Consider the following 21,741-nt stretch of genomic DNA (forward strand, 5'->3'; position numbering starts at 1 on the left):
CGAACGGAATTGTCGCGCCCGCATTAAAGGGCAGAACGCGAGCTGCGGAAAGCGGCACCCTTACCGCGGTGCAACGTCGTGAAATTTTCCCGGAACTGGTCGGGACCACCCCGGCTGCGGCGCAAGCAACGTCCGACTAGCTTGCGGCCTTTCCATCATGCGAGGTTCGCGATGCGCCGTACCCTGTCGTTGCTGTCTTTCCTTGTCCTTCTTGCGGCCGGGCTCGATGGGTGGGCCATGGCAGCTGAGACCACCGCCATTGCGCTCGACGATTTCAGCTATACCGATACCTCGGCCGAGCCGGCCGACCAGAGCGCTGCCCACGAAAAGCGACTGCAGGCGTTCATGGTCGCGCTCCGGCGTGATATCGCCGCCGACCCGCGCTACCGGCTTGCGCCGTCGGTGCAAGACGGGGCGGCGTTCAAGGTCATCGGCGGCATCCAGAAGACGAGCACGCTGGTGCAATGGGCCAAGGTCGCGGTGATCGACGTTGGCGCCAAAAAGGTCGTGATGGACAAGCTCTACACCTTCCGCGGCGACAACGATGAATCGTGGGAGCGTGCCGAGATCTTCGTCTCCCGCGAGGTCATGGCCGCGTTGGCACAGCCCTGAGGCCGACCGGAGCTAGAACGTCAGTTGCACCTTCATCGATTGCGAACGGTCGCTTGCGAGCTCGAACGCGGCAACCGCGTTCTCGAACGGCATGGTCGCCGTGATCAGCGGCTTCACGTCGATCAGGCCTTCGCCCATCAGCCGCACCGCGAGCTCGAACTCGGGATCGAAGCGGAAGGTGCCGCGGAGCTGCAATTCCTTGGCAACGATGGAGTTGATCGGCAGCGTCATCTCGCCGCCGAGGCCGAGCTGCACCAGCGTCGCGCCGGGACGGAGCACGTCGAGTGCGGTGCGGAGCGCGGCCTGATTGCCGGAGGCTTCGAACAGCGTGTCGAACACGCCCTTGCCGGCGCGCCAGGGATCGAGTGCGGTGGCATTGGCCGCGACGTTGATCGCGTGCGTGGCGCCGAGCTTTTTGGCGACCGCGAGCGGCGAGTCGGCAACATCGGTGACCACGATCTCGGACGCGCCGCCGAAGCGCGAGACAAGAATCATCAGCGCGCCGATCGGGCCGCAGCCGGTGATCAGCACGCGCTTGCCGAGCAGGGGGCCGGCCTGCTTGCCGGCGTGGAGGCACACCGCGAGCGGCTCGGCGACCGCGGCTTCCGCCAGCGACAGCTTGTCGGCGATCGGCACCGCCTGCGTCGCATCGACCGTGATGAACTCGCGAAACCCGCCCTGGACATGGGGAAAGCGCATCGCGCTGCCGAGGAAGCGCATGTCGAGGCACTGGTTGCGCATGCCTTCCTGGCAATGCAGGCACTGGCCGCACGGCTTGCTCGGATTGACCGCAACGCGCGTCCCGGCCTTCACACCGGTGACGTCGTCACCGACCGCCGCGACCACGCCGGCGATCTCGTGCCCCAGCGCCATCGGCTGCTGGATACGCACTACGCCGAAGCCGCCGTGGTGGTAGTAGTGCAAATCGGAGCCGCAGATGCCGCCATTGGCGATCTTGACGCGGACCTCGCCCGGGCCGGGCTCGGTATCCGGATAGTTGTCGATCCGCAGGTCCTTCGGGGCGTGAATGACGACGGCGCGCATGGTCTCGTTCCCTCAGGTTTCGCGATTACATCGCGGCGATCATGCCGCCATCGACATAGATGATCTGGCCATTGACGTAGGTCGAGGCATCCGAGGCGAGGAAGATCGCCGCGCCCACCAGCTCGTCCGGTCGGCCCCAGCGCTTCGAGGGGATGCGGCCCATCAGCCAGTTGTTGAAATCGGTGTTGTTGACCAGCGCCTCGTTCATGTCGGTGAGCATGTAGCCGGGGCCGATCGCATTGGCCTGGATGCCGTGCTGGGCCCATTCCACCGCCATCGAGCGGGTCAGGTTCTTGATGCCGCCCTTGGCCGCGGTGTAGGGCGCGATGGTGGGACGCGCCAGCTCGCTGCCGAGCGAGCCTATGTTGATGATCTTGCCGTGCTTGCGCGGGATCATGCGCTTGCCGGCCTCGCGGCCGATCACGAAGGCGCTGGTGAGGTCGGTCTCGATCACCTTGCGCCACTCGTCGGTGGTGAACTCGACCAGCGGCTTGCGGTGCTGGATGCCGGCATTGTTGACGAGAATGTCGACCTCGAGCCCTTCGCGGTCGAAGCGCTCGAAGGCACCGATGATCGCGGGCTCATCGATGACGTTGAACGCCGCGCCCTCGGCCTGATGTCCGGCTGCGCGAAACTCGGCGACTGCCTGCTCGACGCGCTTGGGATCGACCCCGTTGATGATGATCTTGGCGCCGGCCTTGGCCATGCCCTCGGCGATGGCGCGGCCGAGCCCGCGGGAGGAGCCGGTCACGAGCGCGGTGCGGCCGGAAAGGTCGAAGAGGGCGGTGCTCATCTCAAAGAATCCTCAAGCGTTGGAGCGACGCACGGTCAGATCGGAGCGATCGAATACGGCGGGCAGAAGGTCGACACCAAGGCCGGGGCCTTCCATGGGGAAGACGTAGCCGTCCTTGATCGTGGGCATCGTGGTGACGAGCTCATTGTACCAGCCCTTGTAGAAGGCGCGCACCGATTCCTGGATCAGCGTGTTGGGCTGGCTGAATGACATGTGGATGGCGGCGATGAAGCCGATCGGGCCGATGCAATCATGTGGCGCGAAGGGCCGGTGATAGGTCTCGGCCATCGCGGCGATCTTGCGGCCCTCGGTGAGGCCGCCGGTCCAGCACAGATCGGCCATCACCACATGCATGGCGTCGCGGTCGAGCATGTCCTTGTAGGGGAAGCGTGAGCCCAGCGTCTCGCTGGCGCAGACCCAGACGTCGGTCGAGCGCGCATATTCGGCCAGCGCCTGCGGCGAGTTCATGCGGATCGGATCTTCGTACCAGGTTGGCTTGTAGGGCTCGATCGCGCGGGCGATCTGCTTTGCGGTCGGCAAATTCCACAGCGAATGGAGCTCGACCATGATCTCCATCTTGTCGCCGACGGCTTTGCGGATCTTCTCGAACGGCTCGAGGGCCTGCTTCATCTGCGCGGCCGTGATGTAGAGACCCTTGTTCTCCTGAGCCGCCGGATCGAACGGCCAGATCTTCATCGCCGAGATGCCGCTTTCTAAAAGGCTTTCGGCGAGCGCATCGGCGCGGTTCATGAAGCCGTCGAGGTCTTCGTAGGGGCCCTTGGAGGCACCGAGATTCCAGTTGGAGACCGGGCTGATATTGGTGGAGCGGACATATTGCGTGCCGGCGCAAGTGTTGTAGATGCGCTGCTTGTCGCGGCAGAGGCCGCCGAGCATCTGGTGCACCGGCTGATTGCAGACCTTGCCGAACAGATCCCACAGCGCGATGTCGATCGCCGACGCCGCGCGATATTCCACGCCGGTCGATGACTGTGCCATCGGCAGGTTCAGCATGTCGCGATGGATCGCCTCGATGTGGAGGGGATTACGGCCGAGCAGGCGGCCGGCAAAGGTGTCGTGGATCTGCGCTTCGACGGCGCCAGCACCATAAAAGGTTTCGCCGAGACCGATCATGCCCGTATCGGTGTGAACGCGCACCCAGATGACGTTGGAGAATTCCTCGGTGCGCAGTGTCTCGATCGACGTGATCTTCACGGCAATTGTCCTCCCGTCACAGGCGCCTCGCACCGTCGTGTTTTCATTTTGCGCTGCAGCATGCGGCGCGTCCGCGAAAAGTCTTACGCTTGCTTGTAATATATCACAACATGTTTTAAGGGTGCCACAAATAAGGCGCCACTCAGCAACGAGAGCGCGGGCTGACGGGAGAGGACGACATGGCACGGCGCAAGCGCGCGCTCGAGGTGGTGAGAAACGAGGACGACGGCGAGGGCAAGCCCTCGCGGCGCAACCGTCTCAACTTCTTCGAGCTGGCCTATCAGAAGATCGAGGAGCTGCTCGTTCACTGCGAGCTCAAGCCCGGCCAGTTCATGACCATGCTTGAATTGCAGCAGATCACCGGTTTCGGCCGCACGCCGGTGCATCACGCGGTCAATCGTCTCTCGGCCGATACGCTCATCATCATCCGTCCGCGCCATGGCCTGCACATCGCGCCGATCGATCTCGCGCGCGAGCGCATGCTGCTGGCCTTGCGCCGCGACATGGAGCGCTTCGTGGTTCGTCTTGCGGCCGATCGCGCCAGCCTCTCGCATCGCAATCAGGCGCTGCATATCGAGCGTTTGCTGCGCGAGCGCCGCGCTACGCTAACCCTCGACGAGTTCAACAGCATCGATCGCCGCATCGACGCGCTGGTGCTGGAAGCGGCGGGCGAGCCGTTTCTGGTGCATACACTGCGGCCATTGCACACGCTGTACCGCCGCATCGGCTACATCCACCACCGCTTCATGCCGGGGCAGGCCGACCTGTCCGGCACGATCGATCATCATCTTTCCATTCTCAATGCCGTCGCCAACCGCCGCGTCGAGGATGCGGTGAAGGCGAGCGACGCACTGATCGACTACATGGGCGAGATGTTCACGGGCATGGAGACCGGGATCGACCCGCGCCTGCTCGATTGCAGCATCGAGCCGCTGCTCGGTGCGTAAAGAGTTTTGAAGAGAGGACCAAACATGTCGACGATGGCTGTGCCACAACCGACCGCGAGCGAAGCCGCGGTCCGCTATCTCATCACGAACTACAGCCCCAAGGGCAACAAGGTCGGCTGGCTGATGATGGCCTCGATCCTGGTCGAGGCCTGGGATCTCTATTCGATTGCCTTCGTGCTGATCTTCATCAAGGAGCAGTACAATCCCGATCCGTTGATGCTCGGCCTTGCGGCGGCCGGCACGCAGGGTGGCGCGCTGATCGGCGCGCTGCTCGGCGGCTGGCTGTCCGACAAGATCGGCCGCCGCGTGATGTTCCTGGTGACGATGGTGATGTTCATCGTGCTGGCGCTGGCGCAGGCTTTCGTGCCGAGCGTCGGCTGGCTCGTCGTGATTCGCTTCCTGCTCGGCGTTCCCCTCGGCTCGGATATCTCGACCGGCTACACCTACATCATGGAGTCCATGGCAAAGGGTGAGCGCGAGGTGATGGGCAACCGCTGGCAGTTCATGTTCGCCGTCGGTGAAGTGCTGACCATCGGTGTCATCGTGATCTTTCTGCTGTTCGACATCCAGCACGAGATGCTGTGGCGCGTGACGCTCGGCCTCGGTGCGGTGCCGGCGCTGATCATCCTGATCATGCGTCACGACGTGCCGGAGACGGCGGTGTGGCTGGTGCAGAAGGGACGTTATCGTGAGGCCAAGCAGGTCGCGCGCGAGATGTTCAACGACGATCTCGCCATGCTCCCGGACCGGGACGTGCAGGTCCCGAAGGTCAGCACGCGCGCCTTCCTCGCCGACCTCAAGCAAGACCCGATCCGCTGGCGTGCGACGGTCTACGGCTGGATCGCCTGCTTCGCGCAAGGCAGCGAGTTCTCGACCTTCGCGTTCTATTTGCCGGTGCTGTTCGTGATGGTCGGCGTGTCGAGCGTGCTCGGCATCAATCTGGTGACGATGGCGCTGTTTTGCTTCGCCGCTCTGTCCGGCTGGGTCGGTCCGTTGCTGACGCCGAAGATCGGCCACCGCGGCATCGCCATCGCCGGCTTCTCGATCGTGTTGGCGTCGCTGCTGGTCGCAGCTTTCGCGCTCTACACCGACAACAAGATCCTGCTGCCGTTTGCGGCGGCCGCCATGCTGTGGGGCCATTATTGGGACGCGTCGAACTGCATGACGATCCCGACCATGGTCGCCAAGCCCAAGTACCGCGGCACCGCGAGCGGCTTTGCCTACATGTTCGTGAAGCTGCCGTCGTTCCTGGCGATCTTCCTGTTCCCGACGGTGTTCGCTGCGGTCGGGCAGGCCAACGCCACGCTGATGGTCGCGATCTTCCCGCTGATCGGATTGCTCGCCGCAATCTTCATCCTGCCGGAAGTCTATGGCTACGAGAACGACTGAGGGACAACACCAAAGCAACAAACTGAAGGGGAGGCATCATGACGAAGTTTTCGCGCCGCGCAATGTTGGCGGGTATCGCAGGAGGGCTCGCAGCTCCGGCCCTGATCGGGCCGGCTGCGGCTGCAACGACGCTCAAAGTCTCGACGTCGTTTCCGAACGACCCGAAATTTTCGACGGCGCGGATCTGGTACGATCTCTTCTTGCCGCGGCTAAAAGAGGCGACGGACGGTCAGATCGCGGCCCAGTTTTTCCCGGACAACCAGCTCGGCCAGGAGGCCGACGTCGTCAACCAGGTCAAGTCGGGCGTGGTCGATATGATGCTGGTCGGCACGTCGATCTGGACCAACATCGTGCCCGAGATCGGAGCCTTCGATCTCGGTTACATCTTCAAGGACTATGACCACATGCGGCGGGTCGCGGCCTCGCCGGCCGGTGATGCCGTGCGACGGCTCCTGGTGCAGAAGGCCGGAGTGCATTTCCCTGCCTGGGGACGCAATCTCGGTGCGCGCAACTTCATGACGAAGTTCGCGTTCAAGACGCCCGCCGAGCTAGCCGGCAAGAAGATACGTTGCCTCCCGAACCCGGTTGTGACCGAGACCGTCAAGCTCATGGGTGCTGCCGCGACGCCGATGGCGTTTGGCGAAATCTACACCGGTCTCCAGGCCGGGGTGATCGATGGCCTGGAGCACGACGCCCCGACGGTCCTGTCGGCGAAGTTCTATGAGACTGCCAAGAATTTCACGCTGACCAAGCACATCCATACCCCCTTCGGCGCTTTCGTCAGCGACCGCACCATGACAAAGTTGCCGGCCGCGCAGCGTGACGGGCTGCTCAAGGCCATCAAGGAGGCTACCGACGATCAGTTCGCCAAGGCCGGCCAGATTGAGGCTGACGCCATGGCAGAGTTGGCGAAGCTCGGCGTAACACTCTCCGAATGCGATCGTGCTGCGTTCCGCGAGCGCGTTCGGCCGATGTGGGATCGCTTCGCAGAGCGGACGCCCGGCGCGAAGCCGTTGCTGGATGCAATTCAGCAGACCGCAAATGGGTGAGACGGTGGCGCCATCGGTCATCATCGAGCCGGCCGAGCGGCAGGCCGCCGGGAGTGGCTGGCGGACTTTCCTGATGGGGCTTCTCGCCGTTCTGGAATGGGTCACGGCCATCCTGCTCGCGACCGATCTCCTGGTCGTGATCGGCTCAGTCCTTGTCCGGCACTTTTTCGACGCGCCGGTCGAGTGGAGTGACGATGTTGCCCGTGCGCTGCTTCTTGCCGTGACCTTCCTTGGCGCCGCCGCCGCCTTGGCGCGCGGCGATAATGCCGGTGTTACCTTCTTCGTTGATCGCTTGACACCCCGGCGACGGGAGCAGGTTGATGCCGCCGTCGCCGTGCTCGTGCTGATCACAACGTCTGCCGTGTTCTGGTACGCCTGCAAGCTGCTGGTTGAGACCTCCGGCCAGACCGTCGGTGCCGGACTTCGGCAGGAAGTCTTCTTCGCTCCGCTTTGCGTTGCGACTGCGGCCATGGTGCTCTTCACGCTGGACGCGTGCCTGGCCTTCCGGCTGCGGGATACGCTCAGTGCGCTTGCCGGCTATGCGATCCTCGGCGCTCTCTGGGCTGCGTGGTCGTCCTTCGCACCCGATACCACGCCGGCGCTGCCGTGGGTCATGGGCCTCGCCTTCATCGCGTCGTTGATTGCCGGTGTGGCGATCGCCTTCGTGCTCGCGCTCTCCGCGCTCGTCTTCATCTGGTGCGGCGACATGTTGCCAGGCCAATTCCTCGCCCAGCAGATGGCGCGCGGCATCGACAATTTCGTGCTGCTCGCGGTGCCGTTCTTCATCCTGGTCGGTTACCTGATGGAGGCAAACGGCATGTCCGTCCGCCTGATCTCGCTTCTCCAGAGGGGCGCCGGTCGGATTCGCGGTGGCCTCGACGTGGTGATGGTTCTCGCGATGGTTATCTTCTCGGGCATCTCCGGCTCGAAGATGGCGGACATCGCAGCCGTCGGTTCAGTATTGGTGCCGGCCGCCCGCAAATCCGGGCAGAAGCCGGGAGACGCGGTCGCGCTGCTCGCCGCCTCGGCTGTGATGGCTGAGACGATACCCCCGTGCGTGAACCTCATCATCCTGGGTTTTGTGGCGAACCTCTCGATCGGTGGCTTGTTCATGGCAGGCCTGCTCCCCTCGGCGCTGATGGCATTCGCCCTCATCCTCGCCGCGATTGTTGCGGGGCGCCGCACGGCGCAGTCTGCAATCGTCGGAGGCACCGGCGAATCGATGTCGAGCATGGCGATCAGCGGTGTCGCGGCCTTCGGCCTGATCGCGCTGATCTTCGGTGGTTACCGCTCCGGGTTTGCGACGGCGACCGAGATTTCAGCCTTTGCGGTGGCTTATGCGCTCGCCGTCGGCTGGGTTCTGTTCCGCGAGATGACCTGGACGGCGGTCGGTTCGGTGATGCGGCACGCGGCCGTGCGCTCGGGGATGGTTCTATTCATCGTGGCTGCCGCTCAGAGCCTCGCCTACGTGCTGACGCTCCAGCAGATTCCGCACGCGATCGCGGATCTTCTGGTGGCCTTGACCGCGCAGCACGGACGGTGGGTATTCCTCCTCCTCTCTGTCCTGATCCTGATCGTGATGGGATCAGTGCTGGAAGGAGCCGCTGCACTGATCATCTTCGGGCCGCTACTCATGCCCGTTGCGCGGCAGCTCGGTGTCGATCCTCTCCACTACGGCGTCATCCTTGTCGTGGGTATGGGGATCGGGCTGTTTGCACCTCCGCTCGGTCTCGGCCTCTACGGTGCGTGCCTCATCGGCGGTGTGCGGCTCGAGGACACCATCGTGCCGATCTTGAAGTATCTCGGGATACTGTTCCTCTGCCTGATCCTGATCGCCTTTGTCCCCGAGATCAGTACGGCCTTGCCGAGGGCGCTGGGATACTGACGGCTCTCCTCGATGGGCCGCCGTGTCGTGTCGCCGATGATGACATCGTGCCTCTGTTTTGCCCGACGCGTCAAGCGGATTCGGAAAACACGCATGTTGGCGTGCGCCGGCGGACGTCGGCTACTTTGCATGGGGTTGTTTTCGACATTTTTGTCGCGCGGCTCCGGAAGCGTCGTGCCGAACCTCACCTCCTCATGTTTTGGGGCCGCGACAAGGACTGACCGCGCTCACCTGATCGCGGCGGCCAAAGCCGCGATCAGGGCGGGCGGCGTCACCAGCATGCCGAGCTTGAGGAACGGCCAGGCGCCGACCTCGATCTTCTCCCGCCGCAGCGCCACCAGCCAGAGGATGGTGGCGAGCGAGCCTGTCACTGACAGGTTTGGTCCGAGATCGACGCCGATCAGGATGGCGCTGACCACCGGCGCTGGCAGGTGATCGCTGGCCGCGACCGAGCCCGCGACGAGGCCAACCGGCAGATTGTTGGCGATATTGGTGGCCATCGCTGTTGCGATGCCGACGCTCCAGGCGGCCTGCGCCACGGATTGCGCGACGGCCTGATGCAGCAGCGCACTGAGCTGTGCGATCACGCCGGTCTTCACCAGCGCCTCGACCATCACGAAGAGCCCGCCGACCAGCGGCAACACACTCCAGGACACGCCTTTCAGCACCGGCAGCGGCGATTGGCGGCTGATCAGCAGCACGATCGCGGCCGTCACCACGCCGCAGATGAAGGTCGGCAGGCCCAGCTGCTTGTCGAGCGCGGAGGCTGTGACCAGGACGACGCCGATGGCGATGATGCCGACGGCCGTCAACTTGCCGCCGCGACCGAGCTTTGGATGCGGCACGCTGCGTGCGATGGTCTCTTCCTTCAGCGCGCGATGCTGGGTCAGGCGCAGCACGATATAGGTGAGCAGGATCGAGGCCGCCGACGGTAGCGCGAACAAGCGTAGCCATTCCGTCAATTGCGGCATGCGCGCGCCGAACACGACGAGATTAGCGGGATTGGAGATCGGCAGCACGAAGCTCGCGGCATTGGCGATGAAAGCGCAGACGAACAGATAGGGCAGCGGCTTGGCGCCGGCGGCGCGCGTCGCGGCATAGACCGCGGGCGTCAGCACGATCGCGGTGGCATCGTTGGAGAGCAGCACGGTCACGACCGTGCCGACGATGTAGATCAGCAGGAACAGCCGCTGCGGCGAGCCGGCCGCATATTCCACCGCGAGGGCTGCCAGATAATCGAACAGACCTTCGAGCCGGGCGAGTTCGGCGATCAGCATCATGCCGATCAGGAAGAGATAGACGTCGACGCCCTTCTCGATACCGGTGAGCGCATCCTGCCATGGCAGGAACCCGAGCAGCACGAGGGCGCCGGCGCCGAGCACGGCCCAGATCGCCTCGGGCAGGCGAAAAGGGCGGATGATGACGCAAGCGGTCGCGGCGACGATGATGCTCCAGGCCCAGATGGCGTCAAACGGCACGTTCAATCCTTGTGGCGCGAGTTCATTTGGCAGCGATAGCGGAAGCCGACGCTGCTGTCTTCCCCTGCGGACGCGGACCGTCGTGTGCGATTTGCCGCCTCTCGGGGAGGGCGAGCAGGCAGATCGCGGCGCCGATCGCCGCAATTGCGCCGAGCGTGATGAAGGCCGCGCTGTAACCGGCACCGACGACGACGAAGCCGGCGAGCGTCGTCGACAACGCAGCGCCAATACTCTGGGCGGTGATGACAGCGCCCTGTGCGACATTGAAGCGGCCGGTGTTACGCATCAGGTCGGCGACGATGACGGGGAAGATCGCGCCAAAAATGCCGGCGCCGATGCCGTCGAGCAATTGGACGCCGACCAGCCAGAACGGATTGTCCGAGAGCGTATAGAGCGCGCCGCGAACGGGCAGGATCAACAGCGCGGCGAGGAAGAAGCGCTTGTGGCCCCAGCGGTCGGCCTTTGCCCCGACCAGCATCGCGAAAGGCACCATCACCAATTGTGCCGCGACGATGCAGGCCGACATCAGGCTGGTGCCCATGTTCTTGTCCTGCAGCGCCAGCTTTTGCCCAACCAGCGGCAGCATCGCCGCGTTGGAAAGATGGAACAGCAGCACGCAGATCGCGAAGACGAGCAGGGGGCGACAGGTCAGCAGCACGGCGAGGCCTGACGGCTGCTCGCTCTGTGCATCGGCGTCGTCCAGCCCGCGCGCGAGGTCGTGGTCGATGGCGCGTTCGGGAATCGCCAGGATGCTGACGAGGCTCGCGATCGCCATGGCGCCGAGAAGGTAGAACACGACAGTCGGGCCTAACCAATAAGCGGAGACTCCGGCGAGCCCGGCCGCAACCGCGTTGCCGGCGTGATTAAACGTCTCATTGCGGCCGATCCGGCGGGTGAAGGCGGCGTGGCCAAAGATGCCGAGCGAGACCGCGGCGATCGCCGGAGGAAAGATGACGGCTGCGGCCTGCGCGATGCCCTGCGAGATCGCGACCGGCCCGAAGGTCGGAAACAGCGGTAGCAATAACGAGGCGAGGGTCACCATGACGGCAGCAATCGCCATCACTGTCCGCTTCGCCCGCGTCGCATCGACCAGCGCGCCGGCCGGCGTCTGCGCCACGATGCCGGCAATGGTCGAGATCGACATCACGAGACCGATCCGCGCCTCGTCCCAGTGCTGCTCGGTGAGGAGATAGACGGCGAGATAGGGGCCAAGGCCGTCGCGCACGTCGGCGAGGAAGAAGTTCGCCGCGTCCAATGCGCGGCCGGCCTGCCTTGCCTGATCGGGGTTTTCGCGCGACATCGGTCTCTCGATCGAGGCTGGAAAGCGCCCCGGCAGAAACCGATCTCACGCCACCTTTGTTCCGCCCTAAAACTTCACGGCCAGGAGAACCGCGCCGGCGCCGATCATGGCGATTCCGATCCAGCCCTGTGCCGTCGGCCGCTCGCCGAGAAAGGCGAAAGCGAACAGGGCAACCAGCACGACGCTGAGCTTGTCGATGGGTGCCACCAGTGTCGCGGGCCCGAGTTTCAGCGCGCGGAAGTAACACAGCCACGACGCGCCGGTCGCAAGCCCCGACAGCACCAGGAACAGCCACGTTTTCGACGAAACCGCCGAGGGCACGGCGAATTGGCCAGTGAAGAACAGCAGCACCGAGAAGGCCAGCAACACCACGATGGTGCGGATGAAGGTGGCCAGATCCGGATTGATGTTCTCGACGCCGACCTTGGCGAAGATCGCGGTCAGTGCGGCGAAGCAGGCGGAGAGCAGCGCCCAGCTCTGCCAGGCGGAGAAGATGGCGGGTTTCATGCGGGTTCCTTAGCGAGCCACCGACAGCTTTTCCGTGATTGCCTTGCGCAGGATGCGCGAGAGCGATTCCACCGAGTACGGTTTCTGGATCAGCTCGAAGCCGCGGTGGGCGTTCTCTGCGAGCACGTTGCTGTAGCCGCTGGTCAGCACCACCGGCAGGCCCGGATAGCGCTCGCGGATGATGCCGGCGAGCTCGACGCCGTTCATGCCGGGCATGATGACGTCGGAGAACACCAGATCGACGGCGAACTCGTTCTCGCCGAGGATGGCGAGCGCCGCATTGGCGTTGGCGACGCGGCGGGTGACGTAGCCGAGATCCTCCAGCAGCTCCGTCGAGAACTGGCCGACATCGTCATTGTCCTCGACCACGAGCACGCGGTAGCCGCGCCCGGTGGTGGCGCTTTCGCTAGTGAGCGATGCGGCTTCCTTCTCGGCTGCAGGGCTCTGCGCCTGCGGCAGATAGATCGTGAAGGTCGCGCCCTGGCCATGCTTGCTCTTCACCGCGATGTCGCCTTCGGACTGTTTTGCGAAGCCGAACGCCTGGCTGAGACCGAGGCCGGTGCCCTTGCCGACCTCCTTGGTGGTGAAGAACGGCTCGAAGATGGCGTCGATGTTTTCCGGTGCGATGCCACTGCCGGTGTCGGCCACCGAGATCGCGACGTAATCTCCGCCGCGCGCCGACTGCGCGCGCAGGCTCGGGATGCCCTCGACCTTGCGCACGGCGATGGTGAGGCGGCCTTCGCCGTCCATGGCGTCGCGGGCGTTGATGGCGAGATTGATCAGCGCCGTCTCGAACTGCGCGATGTCGGCGACCGTGAAGCAGTCGGCATCGTCGATCTCGACCGCGATCTCGATGCGGCCGCCGACCAGCGGCCGGACCAGCTGGGCCACGCCCTCGACCTGGCTGCCGACGTTGAAGATCTGCGGTTTCAGCGGCTGCCGGCGTGCGAATGCCAGAAGCTGCGCGGTCAGTTTTGAGGCGCGCTCGACAGTGTCGGAGATGGCGTCGACATAGCGGCGGCGACGCTCCTCCGGCAGCTCGCGCCGGCGCAGGAAGTCGGTCGCAGAGCGGATGATGGTGAGGAGATTGTTGAAATCGTGCGCGACGCCGCCGGTGAGCTGGCCGATCGCCTCCATCTTCTGTGACTGCCGCAGCGCCTCCTCGCCGCGGCGACGCTCGGTGATGTCGACGGCTTCCGGCACCGCTCCGGTGATGTTGCCGTGGCGGTCGAGCACCGGGCGCATGCCGAACTCGAAATCGCGCTCGCCGATGGGAAGGCGCAGCCGCATCTCCATCCGCACCGCTTCGCCTTTCAGCACGGTATCGAAGGCCTCGCGCACGGCGGCGCTCATGCCCTCAGTGGTGCTGAACCAGGGTGTGTCCCAGAACGGCTTGCCGATCACGTCCGCGGAGCTCGCCTTGATGCCGTCGAGCGCGGTCTTGTTGGCGTAGAGCAATTCACCCTTGAGGTTGACCAGCCCCTGATACTGGTTGCTGGTCCCCAAAATTGCGCGCAGCCGCGCCTCGTTGGATTCGAGCTCGGCGGTGCGCTCGGCGATGCGCTCTTCGAGCGTCTCGTTGAGCTGCCGTAGCTCGATCTCGGCCTGCTTGGCGACGGTGATGTCGTGGGCGACGCCGATGAAGCCGATATGCTTGCCGGTCGGGTCCCAGCGCGGCTGTGATTCCGAGCGCAGCCAGCGCCATTCGCCGGAGGCATCCCTGTAGCGTGCCTCCAGCACGAACGGTTTGAGCGAGGCTTCACCCTGGACCGATTGCTGCAAGACATGCGGCAGGTCGTCAGGATGCAGCACCTTGCGCCAGTCGAATGCGATGGCCTGGTCGTAGGGCAGGCCGACGAAATCGACATAGGCCTGGTTGGCGAAGGAGCGGGTGCGGTCGAGCTTTGTGACCCAGATCGGCACCGGTGCGCTGTCGGCGATCAGTCGAAAGCGCTCCTCGCTCTCGCGCAAGGTCTCGCGCACCAGCATCTGGTCGGTGACATCGATATGGGCGCCGACGAGGCGGATGGCTCGACCGTCGCTGTCGCGTTCGATCTTGGCGACGACGCGGATCCAGCGCGTCTCGCCGTCGCTGGGGCGGACGATGCGGTATTCAGCGGTGTAGTCCTCGCTGGTCCCGGCCAGCGCCTCGAGGAAATGTTTGACGGTCGCGTCGCGGTCATCGGGATGGATACGGCTGACCCAGTCCTCGTGCGATTCATCTGCGGCCTCGGGCGGCAGCCCGTGGATCATCAGATATTCCGGCGAGCGGCGGTTCTTAAAACCTTCGCGGAAGTCGACCTCGAGCCCGCCGACCTTGCCGATGCGCTGGATGCGCGCCAGCTCCGCCTCGCGCTCCTGGAGCGTGCGATAGGCTTCATCACGCTCCCGCGCGATGTCTTGGAGGTGCTGGCGCAGCCTTTCGGCGGCAATGGTCTCGGGCAAAGGATCGTTCAAGGCGTCGGCCGATGTGATGCGGGAGCGCACGTGCCGGGCCGATATTCACACAGACAAAGCGTGATAGCCATTGCTCAAAAAGGGAATAGATAAGGGAAACACCCCGCCGAACGGCGTGTGGCGGGTATGAGCGAACGCGGGGTCTGGCTATTTGTTCCAAACATTGGAACGATGGGCCGTCGATGGGCGTATCTGCGAGGCGCTGCAACTCTCATTCGTAAAATACCCTTTCCCAAGAGGCTAAATCTTGAAGCTCTTTGTCTGCCAGGCCTGCGGCAATGTTCTCTATTTCGAGAACCGCGCCTGCGAACGTTGCGGCCACCGGGTCGCCTTCCTGCCGGAGAAGGAGACGATGTCGGCCATCGAGCCCGACGGGGAGGGCTGGGCCACGCTCGCCGACAAGGGCAAGGGGCGGATGCTGTGCCGCAATGCCGAGTACGATGCCTGCAACTGGCTGACCGATGCCGGCGATACCACCGGTTATTGCCGCGCTTGCCGTCACAACGGCATCGTGCCGGATCTCTCCGACCCCGCGCAGCTCGCGGGCTGGCGCGAGCTGGAGGTGGCGAAGCACCGGCTGTTCTATTCGCTGATCCGCTGGAAGCTGCCGCTCCAGACCCGGCAGGAGAACCCCGAGCACGGGCTGATCTTCAATTTCCTCGCCGATGATCCCAACAGCGGCCAGAGAATCCTGACCGGTCATGACAACGGCCTGATCACGATCGCGCTGACTGAGACTGATGGCATCGAGCGCGAGCGGCGCAGGCTCGAGATGGGCGAGCCGTACCGGACGCTGCTCGGGCATTTCCGCCACGAGGTCGGGCACTATTTCTGGGACGTGCTGGTGCGCGACGGCGGCAAACTAGACGAATGCCGAGCTGTGTTCGGCGACGATTCCGCTGACTACGGTGAGGCCCTGCAGCGCCATTATGCCGAAGGCGCGCCGCCGGACTGGCAGCAGAATTACGTCTCGTCCTATGCGACGACGCACCCTTGGGAAGACTTTGCCGAGACCTGGGCGCATTACCTCCACATCGTCGACACCCTAGAGATGGCTAGCGAGTTCGGCATGGAGGTGCGCCCCAAGGTCGACCGCGACGGGGAGTTGTCGACGCGAATCCGGTTCAACCCCTATGAGGCGAAAGGCGTCGAGGCGATCGTCGACGCATGGCTGCCCTTCACCTTCGCCATGAACAGCGTCAACCGCGCCATGGGGATGCGCGACCTCTATCCCTTCATCCTCTCGCCCGCGGTGGTGGCGAAACTGGGCTTCATTCACAGCCTGGTCCGGGACGTGGCCAAGGCCGGGAAGCCGTAGGTCATCCAAGGGCTTCGCCGGGCCCGATCGGTCTTGCGCTGGTACGCCAGCAGGGCCGGATTTAGACCGTTGCCTCCGGCCAATTTTGATGTACCACGGGAGCCACACGGCCCGTTCCATAGGCCCCAACGGCCAGGGAAGGGTCCCGCCCAAGGTCGAGACTCAAGAAAAGCATGTTCAAACGCATTCTGATCGCCAACCGCGGCGAAATCGCCTGCCGGGTCATCAAGACCGCCCGCAAGATGGGAATTCAGACGGTTGCCGTCTATTCCGAGGCCGACCGCGACGCCCTCCATGTCGAGATGGCCGACGAGGCCGTGCTGATCGGCCCGCCGGCCGCGGCCGAGAGCTATCTGGTGATCGACAAGATCGTGGAAGCCTGCCGCAAGACCGGCGCCGAGGCCGTGCATCCCGGCTACGGCTTCCTGTCCGAGCGCGAGGCGTTTCCGCGCGCGCTGGAAGCCGCCGGCATCGTCTTCATCGGCCCTAACCCGGGCGCGATCGCGGCGATGGGCGACAAGATCGAATCCAAGAAAGCGGCTGCGAAGGCCAAGGTCTCGACCGTGCCGGGCCATCTCGGCGTGATCGAGGACGACAAGCACGCGGTCAGGATTTCCGACGAGATCGGCTATCCCGTGATGATCAAGGCCTCCGCCGGCGGCGGCGGCAAGGGTATGCGCATCGCCCATTCGAAGGCCGAGGTCGCGGAAGGTTTCAATCTCGCCAAGGCCGAGGCCAAGGCGTCGTTCGGCGACGACCGCGTCTTTGTCGAAAAGTTCATCGTCGATCCCCGCCACATCGAGATCCAGGTGCTGGGTGACAAGCACGGCAACGTGATCTATCTCGGCGAGCGCGAATGCTCGATCCAGCGCCGCAACCAGAAGGTCATCGAGGAGGCGCCGTCGCCGCTGCTCGACGAAGCCACCCGCCGCAAGATGGGCGAGCAGGCGGTCGCGCTGGCCAAGGCCGTGAACTACGATTCCGCCGGCACCGTGGAGTTCGTCGCAGGCCAGGACAAGAGCTTCTATTTCCTCGAGATGAACACGCGTCTTCAGGTCGAGCATCCCGTTACCGAGCTCGTCACCGGCGTCGACCTCGTCGAGCAGATGATCCGTGGGGCCGCAGGCGAAAAGCTCGCGCTCACGCAGAAGGACGTCACGCTGACCGGCTGGGCTGTGGAATCGCGCCTCTATGCCGAAGACCCGTTCCGCAACTTCCTGCCCTCGATCGGGCGGCTGGTGAAGTATCGCCCGCCGGCGGAAGTGAGCAAGGACGGCATCACCGTGCGAAACGATACCGGCGTGCAGGAAGGCGGCGAGATCTCGATCCATTACGATCCGATGATCGCAAAACTCGTCACGCATGCGCCATCGCGCGCGGCTGCGATCGAGGCGCAGGCCACCGCGCTGGATTCGTTCTATGTCGACGGTATCAGGCACAACATCCCGTTCCTGTCGGCGCTGATGCATCATCCGCGCTGGCGCGAGGGCAATCTGTCGACCGGCTTCATCGCCGAGGAATTTCCCAAGGGCTTTGCGGTGCGCGCGCCCGAAGGTGAAGTCGCGCGGCGGATCGCCGCGGTCGGCGCCGCCATCGATCACGTGCTCGGTGAGCGCAAGCGGCAGATCTCCGGCCAGATGGGTGGCCGCATCGTGCAGCGTGAGCGCCGCCGTGCTGTCTGGCTCGACCATCAGGAGATCTTGCTCGAGGTCGCGCGCGAGGGCGAAGCCATCGCGGTGCGCTTCGTGGACGCCGACGGCAAGGCCGGCAATGCACATCTGCTGCAGTCCGCATGGAAGCCGGGCGATCCGGTCTGGCAGGGCACCATCGATGGCCACTTCGTCGCGGTGCAGGCCCGCCCGATCGCCAACGGCATTCGTCTCGCGCATCAGGGCGTCGAGGTGCCGGTCTATGTCTGGACCGAAGCGGAAGCGGCGTCGGCGAAGTTGATGCCGGTGACGACGGCCTCCGACACTGGCAAGAAGCTGCTGTGTCCGATGCCCGGCCTCATCGTCTCGATCGCTGTGACCGAAGGCCAGGAGGTCAAGGCGGGCGAGACGCTGGCCGTGGTCGAGGCCATGAAGATGCAGAACGTGCTCCGCGCCGAGCAGGACGGCACCGTGAAGAAGATCCACGCGAGTGCGGGTGCCACGCTTGCCGTGGACGCGCTGATCTTGGAGTTTGCGTAGAGCGTGCGCGTGGGGCCCTTAGCCGGCCCCACGACCGCCGTCATTGCGAGCGCAGCGAAGCAATCCAGACTGCCTCCGCGGAAAGATTCTGGATTGCTTCGCTACGCTCGCAATGACGGAGTAAGTTGCGGCCGTGTCGCAACAGTAGAGAGGGCACCATGGCCTTTCGTTCCCGCCGCGAGAAACTGCGTTCCATCCTGTCGGGCGGAGTTTGCGTCCATCCCGGCTCGGTCTACGACGCGATCTCGATCCGCATTGCCGAGGACCTCGGCTTTCCGCTCGGCATGTTCGGCGGTTCGGTGGCCTCGCTGGCCGTGCTCGGCGATCCCGATGTCACCCTGATCACGCTCACGGAGCTGGCCGAGCAGATGCGGCGGATGTCGCGCGCCGCGGCGCTGCCGGTGCTGGTCGATGCCGATCACGGCTATGGCAATGCGCTGAACGTGCGCCGCACGGTGCAGGAGCTGGAGACGGCGGGCGCCGCCGGCCTCACCATCGAGGACACGCTGCTGCCGGCCGCCTTTGGCGAGGCGAAGGCGCAGCTGATCTCGCTGGAGGAGGGAGTCGGCAAGATGAAGGCCGCGCTCGACGGCCGCAGCGATCCCTCGCTGATCATCATGGGCCGCACCGGTGCGGCCTCGATCAGCTCGATCGAGGACGCAATCCGCCGCGCCAAGGCCTATGAAGCCACCGGCGTCGATGCACTGTTCTTCACCGGCATCAAGTCGCGCGCTGAGCTCGAAGCCATCGTATCCGCAACACGGCTGCCGATCGTGCTCGGTGGCGCGCCGGACGAATTGAACGCAATCGACTATCTCGCCAGCCAACGCGTCCGCATCGCGCTTCAGGGCCACGCGCCGATCGCGGCAGCGACACAAGCCGTCTACGACGCCCAGAAGGCATTGCGCGAGGGCACGGCGCCGAAAGCGCTGAAGGGATTGCCGTCGGCGGAGCTGACCAATCGCGTCATGCGCGAAGCCGAAATGAAAGCACGCAGCGCCGATCTGCTCGGGCTGAAAAAATGAGCCGGGCGATCCTCCAGGTCGTGATCCGCGGGCGCGTGCAAGGCGTCGGCTATCGCGCCTGGGTCGAATACCAGGCGGTGACTTGCGGCCTTGAAGGCTGGGTCCGCAACCGCCGCGACGGCAGCGTGGAAGCGCTGTTCGCGGGCACGCCGAAGCATGTTGCCGACATGGTTGCGCTGTGTCGTCACGGCCCGCCGTCATCGCGGGTGGACAGCGTGACGAGCGAAACGGCCAGCGTGGATGAGCTGAACCTGCGCAGGGCGGGGGAGGCGTTCTCGGTGTTGCCAACGGTGTAGTCGGCCATCACCTCGGCAACTTCGAGATCGCTTCGCTTAGCTCGTGGATTTCGTAGGGCTTACGCAGGATCGGGAAATCGCCGCGCACGCCGGCGGCCGCTTCGCTGTAGCCGCTGGCGAGCAGGATCGGCAGGTCGGGGTGGATCTCGCGCAGGTGATGAGCGAGGCTGAGCCCGTCCATCTTGCCGGGCATCACGATGTCGGAGAAGACGAAGTCGACACCGTTGCTCTCGAGCTCGCGCAGCGCGGATTCGGCATCCGCGACCCGGCGCACGCGATAGCCGAGCTGCTCCAGCAGGCCGATGCTGACGATGGCGACATCGGGATTGTCTTCGACCAGCAGCACTGTGCCGCTGCCGCGCACCGGCGCGACCTCGAAGGTCTCGTTCGGCGCGGTCGCGGTTGCGCGCGGCAGCAGGATAGTGAAGGTCGTGCCCTTGCCGAGCTCGCTTGCGACCTTGACCGTGCCCCCCGCCTGATGCGCAAAGCCGTGCACCTGCGACAGGCCGAGGCCGGTGCCTTTTCCGACCGGCTTCGTCGTGAAGAACGGCTCGAAAATCTTGTCGACGACGTCGGAGGGGATGCCGAGCCCGGTATCGGCGACGGTGATGGCGACGAATTCGCCGCTGCGGAGCGGACCGTCCAGAACGATGTTGCGTGCGCCGATAGTCACCGTGCCGCCGTCGGGCATGGCATCGCGGGCATTGATGACGAGATTGAGCAGCCCCGTCTCGAATTCGGAGACGTCAGCCTTGATCGGCCAGACGTCACGCTCGATGTCGAAGGCGAGACGAACGGCGCTGCCGACGCCGGCGCTCAGAACCTCGCGGATCGCCTCGATGCGGGCGCCGAACTGGATCGCTTGCGGATTGACGCTCTGCCGCCGCGCGAAGGTCAGGAGCTGTCCTGTCAGCGCGGCGCCGCGCTTGGTCGCGGTGTCGATCGCCGAGATTGCGCGCTGGAACTTTGAATCGTCGGGGTCGCCCTTCCTGAGGATGTGAAGGCTGCCGCTGATGATCATCAGCAAATTGTTGAAGTCGTGCGCGACACCGCCGGTGAGCTGGCCGAGCGCATCGAACTTCTGCGACTCTGCAAGCTGCGTCTGCATCGCCTCGAGCCTGATCTGCGCATTGCGCCGCTCGGTGATGTCGCGGGTGATTTTTGCAAAGCCGACGAGGGCGCCGTCCTCATAGATGGGATCGATGATGACGCTGGCCCAGAAGAATGTGCCGTCCTTGCGGACGCGCCAGCCTTCCTCCTCGTAGCGGCCCTGGTCCCGCGCGATGCCGAGGGCCCGCGCGGGCTTGCCGTTGGCGCGGTCGGTCTCGGTATAGAAGCGCGAGAAATGCTCGCCGAGGATCTCGTCGGGCGAATAGCCCTTGATCCGCTCGCCGCCGATGTTCCAACTTGTGATGATGCCGGTAGGATCGAGCATATAGAGCGCGTAGTCCGCGACTCCCTCCACCAACAGCCGGAAACTCCGCTCGCTTTCGAACAGGTCTCTCTGTTGATTGGACTTTTTTACCATTCCTAGACCCCGCCTCGACGGGGACAAACGCCTACGAGGGCGTTGGGTTCCCGTTCTCTGGGACGTTTTTAGGCAAATAGACCGGGCGGTATGCAGGACGCAAGGCGGTCGCGGCACTTGACATGCAATCGCATCTATCAGATATTTCTGTCATGACAGAAATAACCGGAAAGAAGAAACTCCCCGCCGCCGTCGAGCGCTTCATCCTGCATTGGGGCGACATGGGGGATCAGTGGGGCGTCAACCGCTCGGTCAGCCAGATTCATGGGCTGCTCTATCTCGCGGAGGCGCCGATGACGGCCGAGGATATCGCCGACACGCTCGGCATGGCCCGGTCCAACGTCTCCAATTCGCTGAAGGAACTGCTCGCCTGGAACCTGATCCGGCGGGTGCCGATCCTCGGCGACCGCCGCGATCATTACGAGGCCGAGACCGACATCTGGGAGGTCGCGGCCCGCATCGCGGCCCGGCGCAAGGAGCGGGAGCTTGATCCCGCGATCACGGCGCTGCGGGCCTGCGTGTCCGATGCCGCTGAGGATCCGACCATCAATCCGGTCGCGAGCAAGCGGCTGAAGGAGATGCTCGCCTTCACCGAGCTCGCCGACCACTGGTTCATGCAGATGCTGAAAGTGCCGCGGCCGCGGCTGGTCGCCTTGATGCGGCTTGGCGAGAAGATCGCCAACCTGCTGCCGCTGGGTAAGGCCAAATAGTT

17 protein-coding genes and 1 pseudogene are annotated in these 21,741 nt (G+C 64.6%); 10 read left to right on the forward strand and 8 right to left on the reverse strand.

The annotated features are described in order from the left end of the window. Positions 1-237 precede the first annotated feature (237 nt). A pseudogene (locus tag FXB40_RS35965) lies at positions 238-609 on the forward strand (DUF2380 domain-containing protein); the annotation flags it as partial. A gap of 15 nt (positions 610-624) precedes the next feature. Here FXB40_RS35965 and FXB40_RS35970 read toward each other — a convergent pair. From FXB40_RS35970 to FXB40_RS35980, 3 genes are read right to left on the reverse strand one after another with little or no spacing between them, the layout of a single operon-like run. After that, on the reverse strand, positions 625-1,656 hold the full coding sequence (locus tag FXB40_RS35970; protein WP_148777024.1) for an L-idonate 5-dehydrogenase: 1,032 nt from the start codon (positions 1,654-1,656) through the stop codon (positions 625-627). A 25-nt stretch (positions 1,657-1,681) separates the two neighbouring features. Then, positions 1,682-2,449, reverse strand: a complete 768-nt coding sequence (locus FXB40_RS35975) for an SDR family oxidoreductase (protein ID WP_148777025.1) — start codon at positions 2,447-2,449, stop codon at positions 1,682-1,684. A 12-nt stretch (positions 2,450-2,461) separates the two neighbouring features. After that, positions 2,462-3,661 carry a mandelate racemase/muconate lactonizing enzyme family protein gene (locus FXB40_RS35980; RefSeq protein ID WP_148777026.1) on the reverse strand — a complete coding sequence of 400 codons (1,200 nt, stop codon included), beginning with the start codon at positions 3,659-3,661 and terminating at the stop codon, positions 2,462-2,464. 179 nt (positions 3,662-3,840) lie between these two features. On the opposite strand from FXB40_RS35980, the gene FXB40_RS35985 reads away from it, so the two are divergent. The 4 genes from FXB40_RS35985 to FXB40_RS36000 all read left to right on the forward strand — a co-directional run bounded on the left by FXB40_RS35985 (position 3,841) and on the right by FXB40_RS36000 (position 8,931). Then, positions 3,841-4,608: a GntR family transcriptional regulator gene (locus tag FXB40_RS35985; protein ID WP_148777027.1), complete on the forward strand. Its 768-nt coding sequence runs from the start codon at positions 3,841-3,843 to the stop codon at positions 4,606-4,608. Between the two features lie 24 nt (positions 4,609-4,632). Next, the gene (locus FXB40_RS35990) at positions 4,633-5,997 is read left to right on the forward strand and encodes an MFS transporter (protein WP_148777028.1); all 1,365 of its coding nucleotides are present in this window, start codon (positions 4,633-4,635) and stop codon (positions 5,995-5,997) included. Between the two features lie 38 nt (positions 5,998-6,035). Next, positions 6,036-7,046: a TRAP transporter substrate-binding protein gene (locus FXB40_RS35995; RefSeq protein ID WP_148777029.1), complete on the forward strand. Its 1,011-nt coding sequence runs from the start codon at positions 6,036-6,038 to the stop codon at positions 7,044-7,046. 73 nt (positions 7,047-7,119) lie between these two features. Further along, on the forward strand, positions 7,120-8,931 hold the full coding sequence (locus tag FXB40_RS36000; protein ID WP_148777098.1) for a TRAP transporter large permease: 1,812 nt from the start codon (positions 7,120-7,122) through the stop codon (positions 8,929-8,931). 227 nt (positions 8,932-9,158) lie between these two features. Here FXB40_RS36000 and FXB40_RS36005 read toward each other — a convergent pair whose 3' ends face one another. From FXB40_RS36005 to FXB40_RS36020, 4 genes are all read right to left on the reverse strand, one after another. Beyond that, positions 9,159-10,409 (reverse strand): arsenic transporter, encoded by a 1,251-nt coding sequence (locus FXB40_RS36005; protein WP_187437384.1) that lies wholly within the window; start codon positions 10,407-10,409, stop codon positions 9,159-9,161. A 22-nt stretch (positions 10,410-10,431) separates the two neighbouring features. Further along, a complete protein-coding gene (locus FXB40_RS36010; RefSeq protein ID WP_148777030.1) occupies positions 10,432-11,709 on the reverse strand; it encodes an MFS transporter in 1,278 nt (425 codons plus the stop codon). A 66-nt stretch (positions 11,710-11,775) separates the two neighbouring features. After that, positions 11,776-12,216: an EamA family transporter gene (locus FXB40_RS36015; RefSeq protein WP_148777031.1), complete on the reverse strand. Its 441-nt coding sequence runs from the start codon at positions 12,214-12,216 to the stop codon at positions 11,776-11,778. 9 nt (positions 12,217-12,225) lie between these two features. Further along, complete coding sequence (locus tag FXB40_RS36020; protein ID WP_148777032.1) at positions 12,226-14,703, reverse strand: hybrid sensor histidine kinase/response regulator; 2,478 nt, start codon at positions 14,701-14,703, stop codon at positions 12,226-12,228. Between the two features lie 217 nt (positions 14,704-14,920). On the opposite strand from FXB40_RS36020, the gene FXB40_RS36025 reads away from it, so the two are divergent. The 4 genes from FXB40_RS36025 (at position 14,921) to FXB40_RS36040 (ending at position 19,501) form a co-directional block, all read left to right on the forward strand. Beyond that, complete coding sequence (locus FXB40_RS36025; RefSeq protein WP_148777033.1) at positions 14,921-15,991, forward strand: zinc-binding metallopeptidase family protein; 1,071 nt, start codon at positions 14,921-14,923, stop codon at positions 15,989-15,991. A gap of 173 nt (positions 15,992-16,164) precedes the next feature. Then, entirely contained in the window at positions 16,165-18,180 is a 2,016-nt protein-coding gene (locus tag FXB40_RS36030) for an acetyl-CoA carboxylase biotin carboxylase subunit (RefSeq protein WP_148777034.1), read from the forward strand. 158 nt (positions 18,181-18,338) lie between these two features. Then, on the forward strand, positions 18,339-19,205 hold the full coding sequence (locus FXB40_RS36035; RefSeq protein WP_148777035.1) for an isocitrate lyase/PEP mutase family protein: 867 nt from the start codon (positions 18,339-18,341) through the stop codon (positions 19,203-19,205). Next, positions 19,202-19,501, forward strand: coding sequence for an acylphosphatase (locus FXB40_RS36040; RefSeq protein WP_148777036.1), 300 nt, complete (start codon positions 19,202-19,204; stop codon positions 19,499-19,501). The genes FXB40_RS36035 and FXB40_RS36040 overlap by 4 nt, the downstream gene beginning before the upstream one ends. Positions 19,502-19,508: 7 nt before the next feature. Here FXB40_RS36040 and FXB40_RS36045 read toward each other — a convergent pair whose 3' ends face one another. Next, the gene (locus tag FXB40_RS36045) at positions 19,509-21,029 is read right to left on the reverse strand and encodes a PAS domain-containing sensor histidine kinase (RefSeq protein ID WP_148777037.1); all 1,521 of its coding nucleotides are present in this window, start codon (positions 21,027-21,029) and stop codon (positions 19,509-19,511) included. A 152-nt stretch (positions 21,030-21,181) separates the two neighbouring features. On the opposite strand from FXB40_RS36045, the gene FXB40_RS36050 reads away from it, so the two are divergent. Then, positions 21,182-21,739 carry a GbsR/MarR family transcriptional regulator gene (locus tag FXB40_RS36050; protein ID WP_187437385.1) on the forward strand — a complete coding sequence of 186 codons (558 nt, stop codon included), beginning with the start codon at positions 21,182-21,184 and terminating at the stop codon, positions 21,737-21,739. The last annotated feature ends 2 nt before the right edge of the window (positions 21,740-21,741 follow it).

This window comes from Bradyrhizobium rifense, from assembly GCF_008123425.1.
GTDB classification, from domain to species: Bacteria; Pseudomonadota; Alphaproteobacteria; order Rhizobiales; family Xanthobacteraceae; genus Bradyrhizobium; species Bradyrhizobium rifense.

Bases quoted from the DNA above. Each gene is read 5' to 3' on its own strand.
- FXB40_RS35970 (WP_148777024.1), bottom strand. From the start codon at position 1,656: ATGCGCGCCGTCGTCATTCACGCCCCGAAGGACCTGCGGATCGACAAC.
- FXB40_RS35975 (WP_148777025.1), bottom strand. From the start codon at position 2,449: ATGAGCACCGCCCTCTTCGACCTTTCCGGCCGCACCGCGCTCGTGACC.
- FXB40_RS35985 (WP_148777027.1), top strand. From the start codon at position 3,841: ATGGCACGGCGCAAGCGCGCGCTCGAGGTGGTGAGAAACGAGGACGAC.
- FXB40_RS35990 (WP_148777028.1), top strand. From the start codon at position 4,633: ATGTCGACGATGGCTGTGCCACAACCGACCGCGAGCGAAGCCGCGGTC.
- FXB40_RS35995 (WP_148777029.1), top strand. From the start codon at position 6,036: ATGACGAAGTTTTCGCGCCGCGCAATGTTGGCGGGTATCGCAGGAGGG.
- FXB40_RS36000 (WP_148777098.1), top strand. From the start codon at position 7,120: ATGGGGCTTCTCGCCGTTCTGGAATGGGTCACGGCCATCCTGCTCGCG.
- FXB40_RS36010 (WP_148777030.1), bottom strand. From the start codon at position 11,709: ATGTCGCGCGAAAACCCCGATCAGGCAAGGCAGGCCGGCCGCGCATTG.
- FXB40_RS36015 (WP_148777031.1), bottom strand. From the start codon at position 12,216: ATGAAACCCGCCATCTTCTCCGCCTGGCAGAGCTGGGCGCTGCTCTCC.
- FXB40_RS36030 (WP_148777034.1), top strand. From the start codon at position 16,165: ATGTTCAAACGCATTCTGATCGCCAACCGCGGCGAAATCGCCTGCCGG.
- FXB40_RS36035 (WP_148777035.1), top strand. From the start codon at position 18,339: ATGGCCTTTCGTTCCCGCCGCGAGAAACTGCGTTCCATCCTGTCGGGC.
- FXB40_RS36040 (WP_148777036.1), top strand. From the start codon at position 19,202: ATGAGCCGGGCGATCCTCCAGGTCGTGATCCGCGGGCGCGTGCAAGGC.
- FXB40_RS36045 (WP_148777037.1), bottom strand. From the start codon at position 21,029: ATGGTAAAAAAGTCCAATCAACAGAGAGACCTGTTCGAAAGCGAGCGG.
- FXB40_RS36050 (WP_187437385.1), top strand. From the start codon at position 21,182: ATGACAGAAATAACCGGAAAGAAGAAACTCCCCGCCGCCGTCGAGCGC.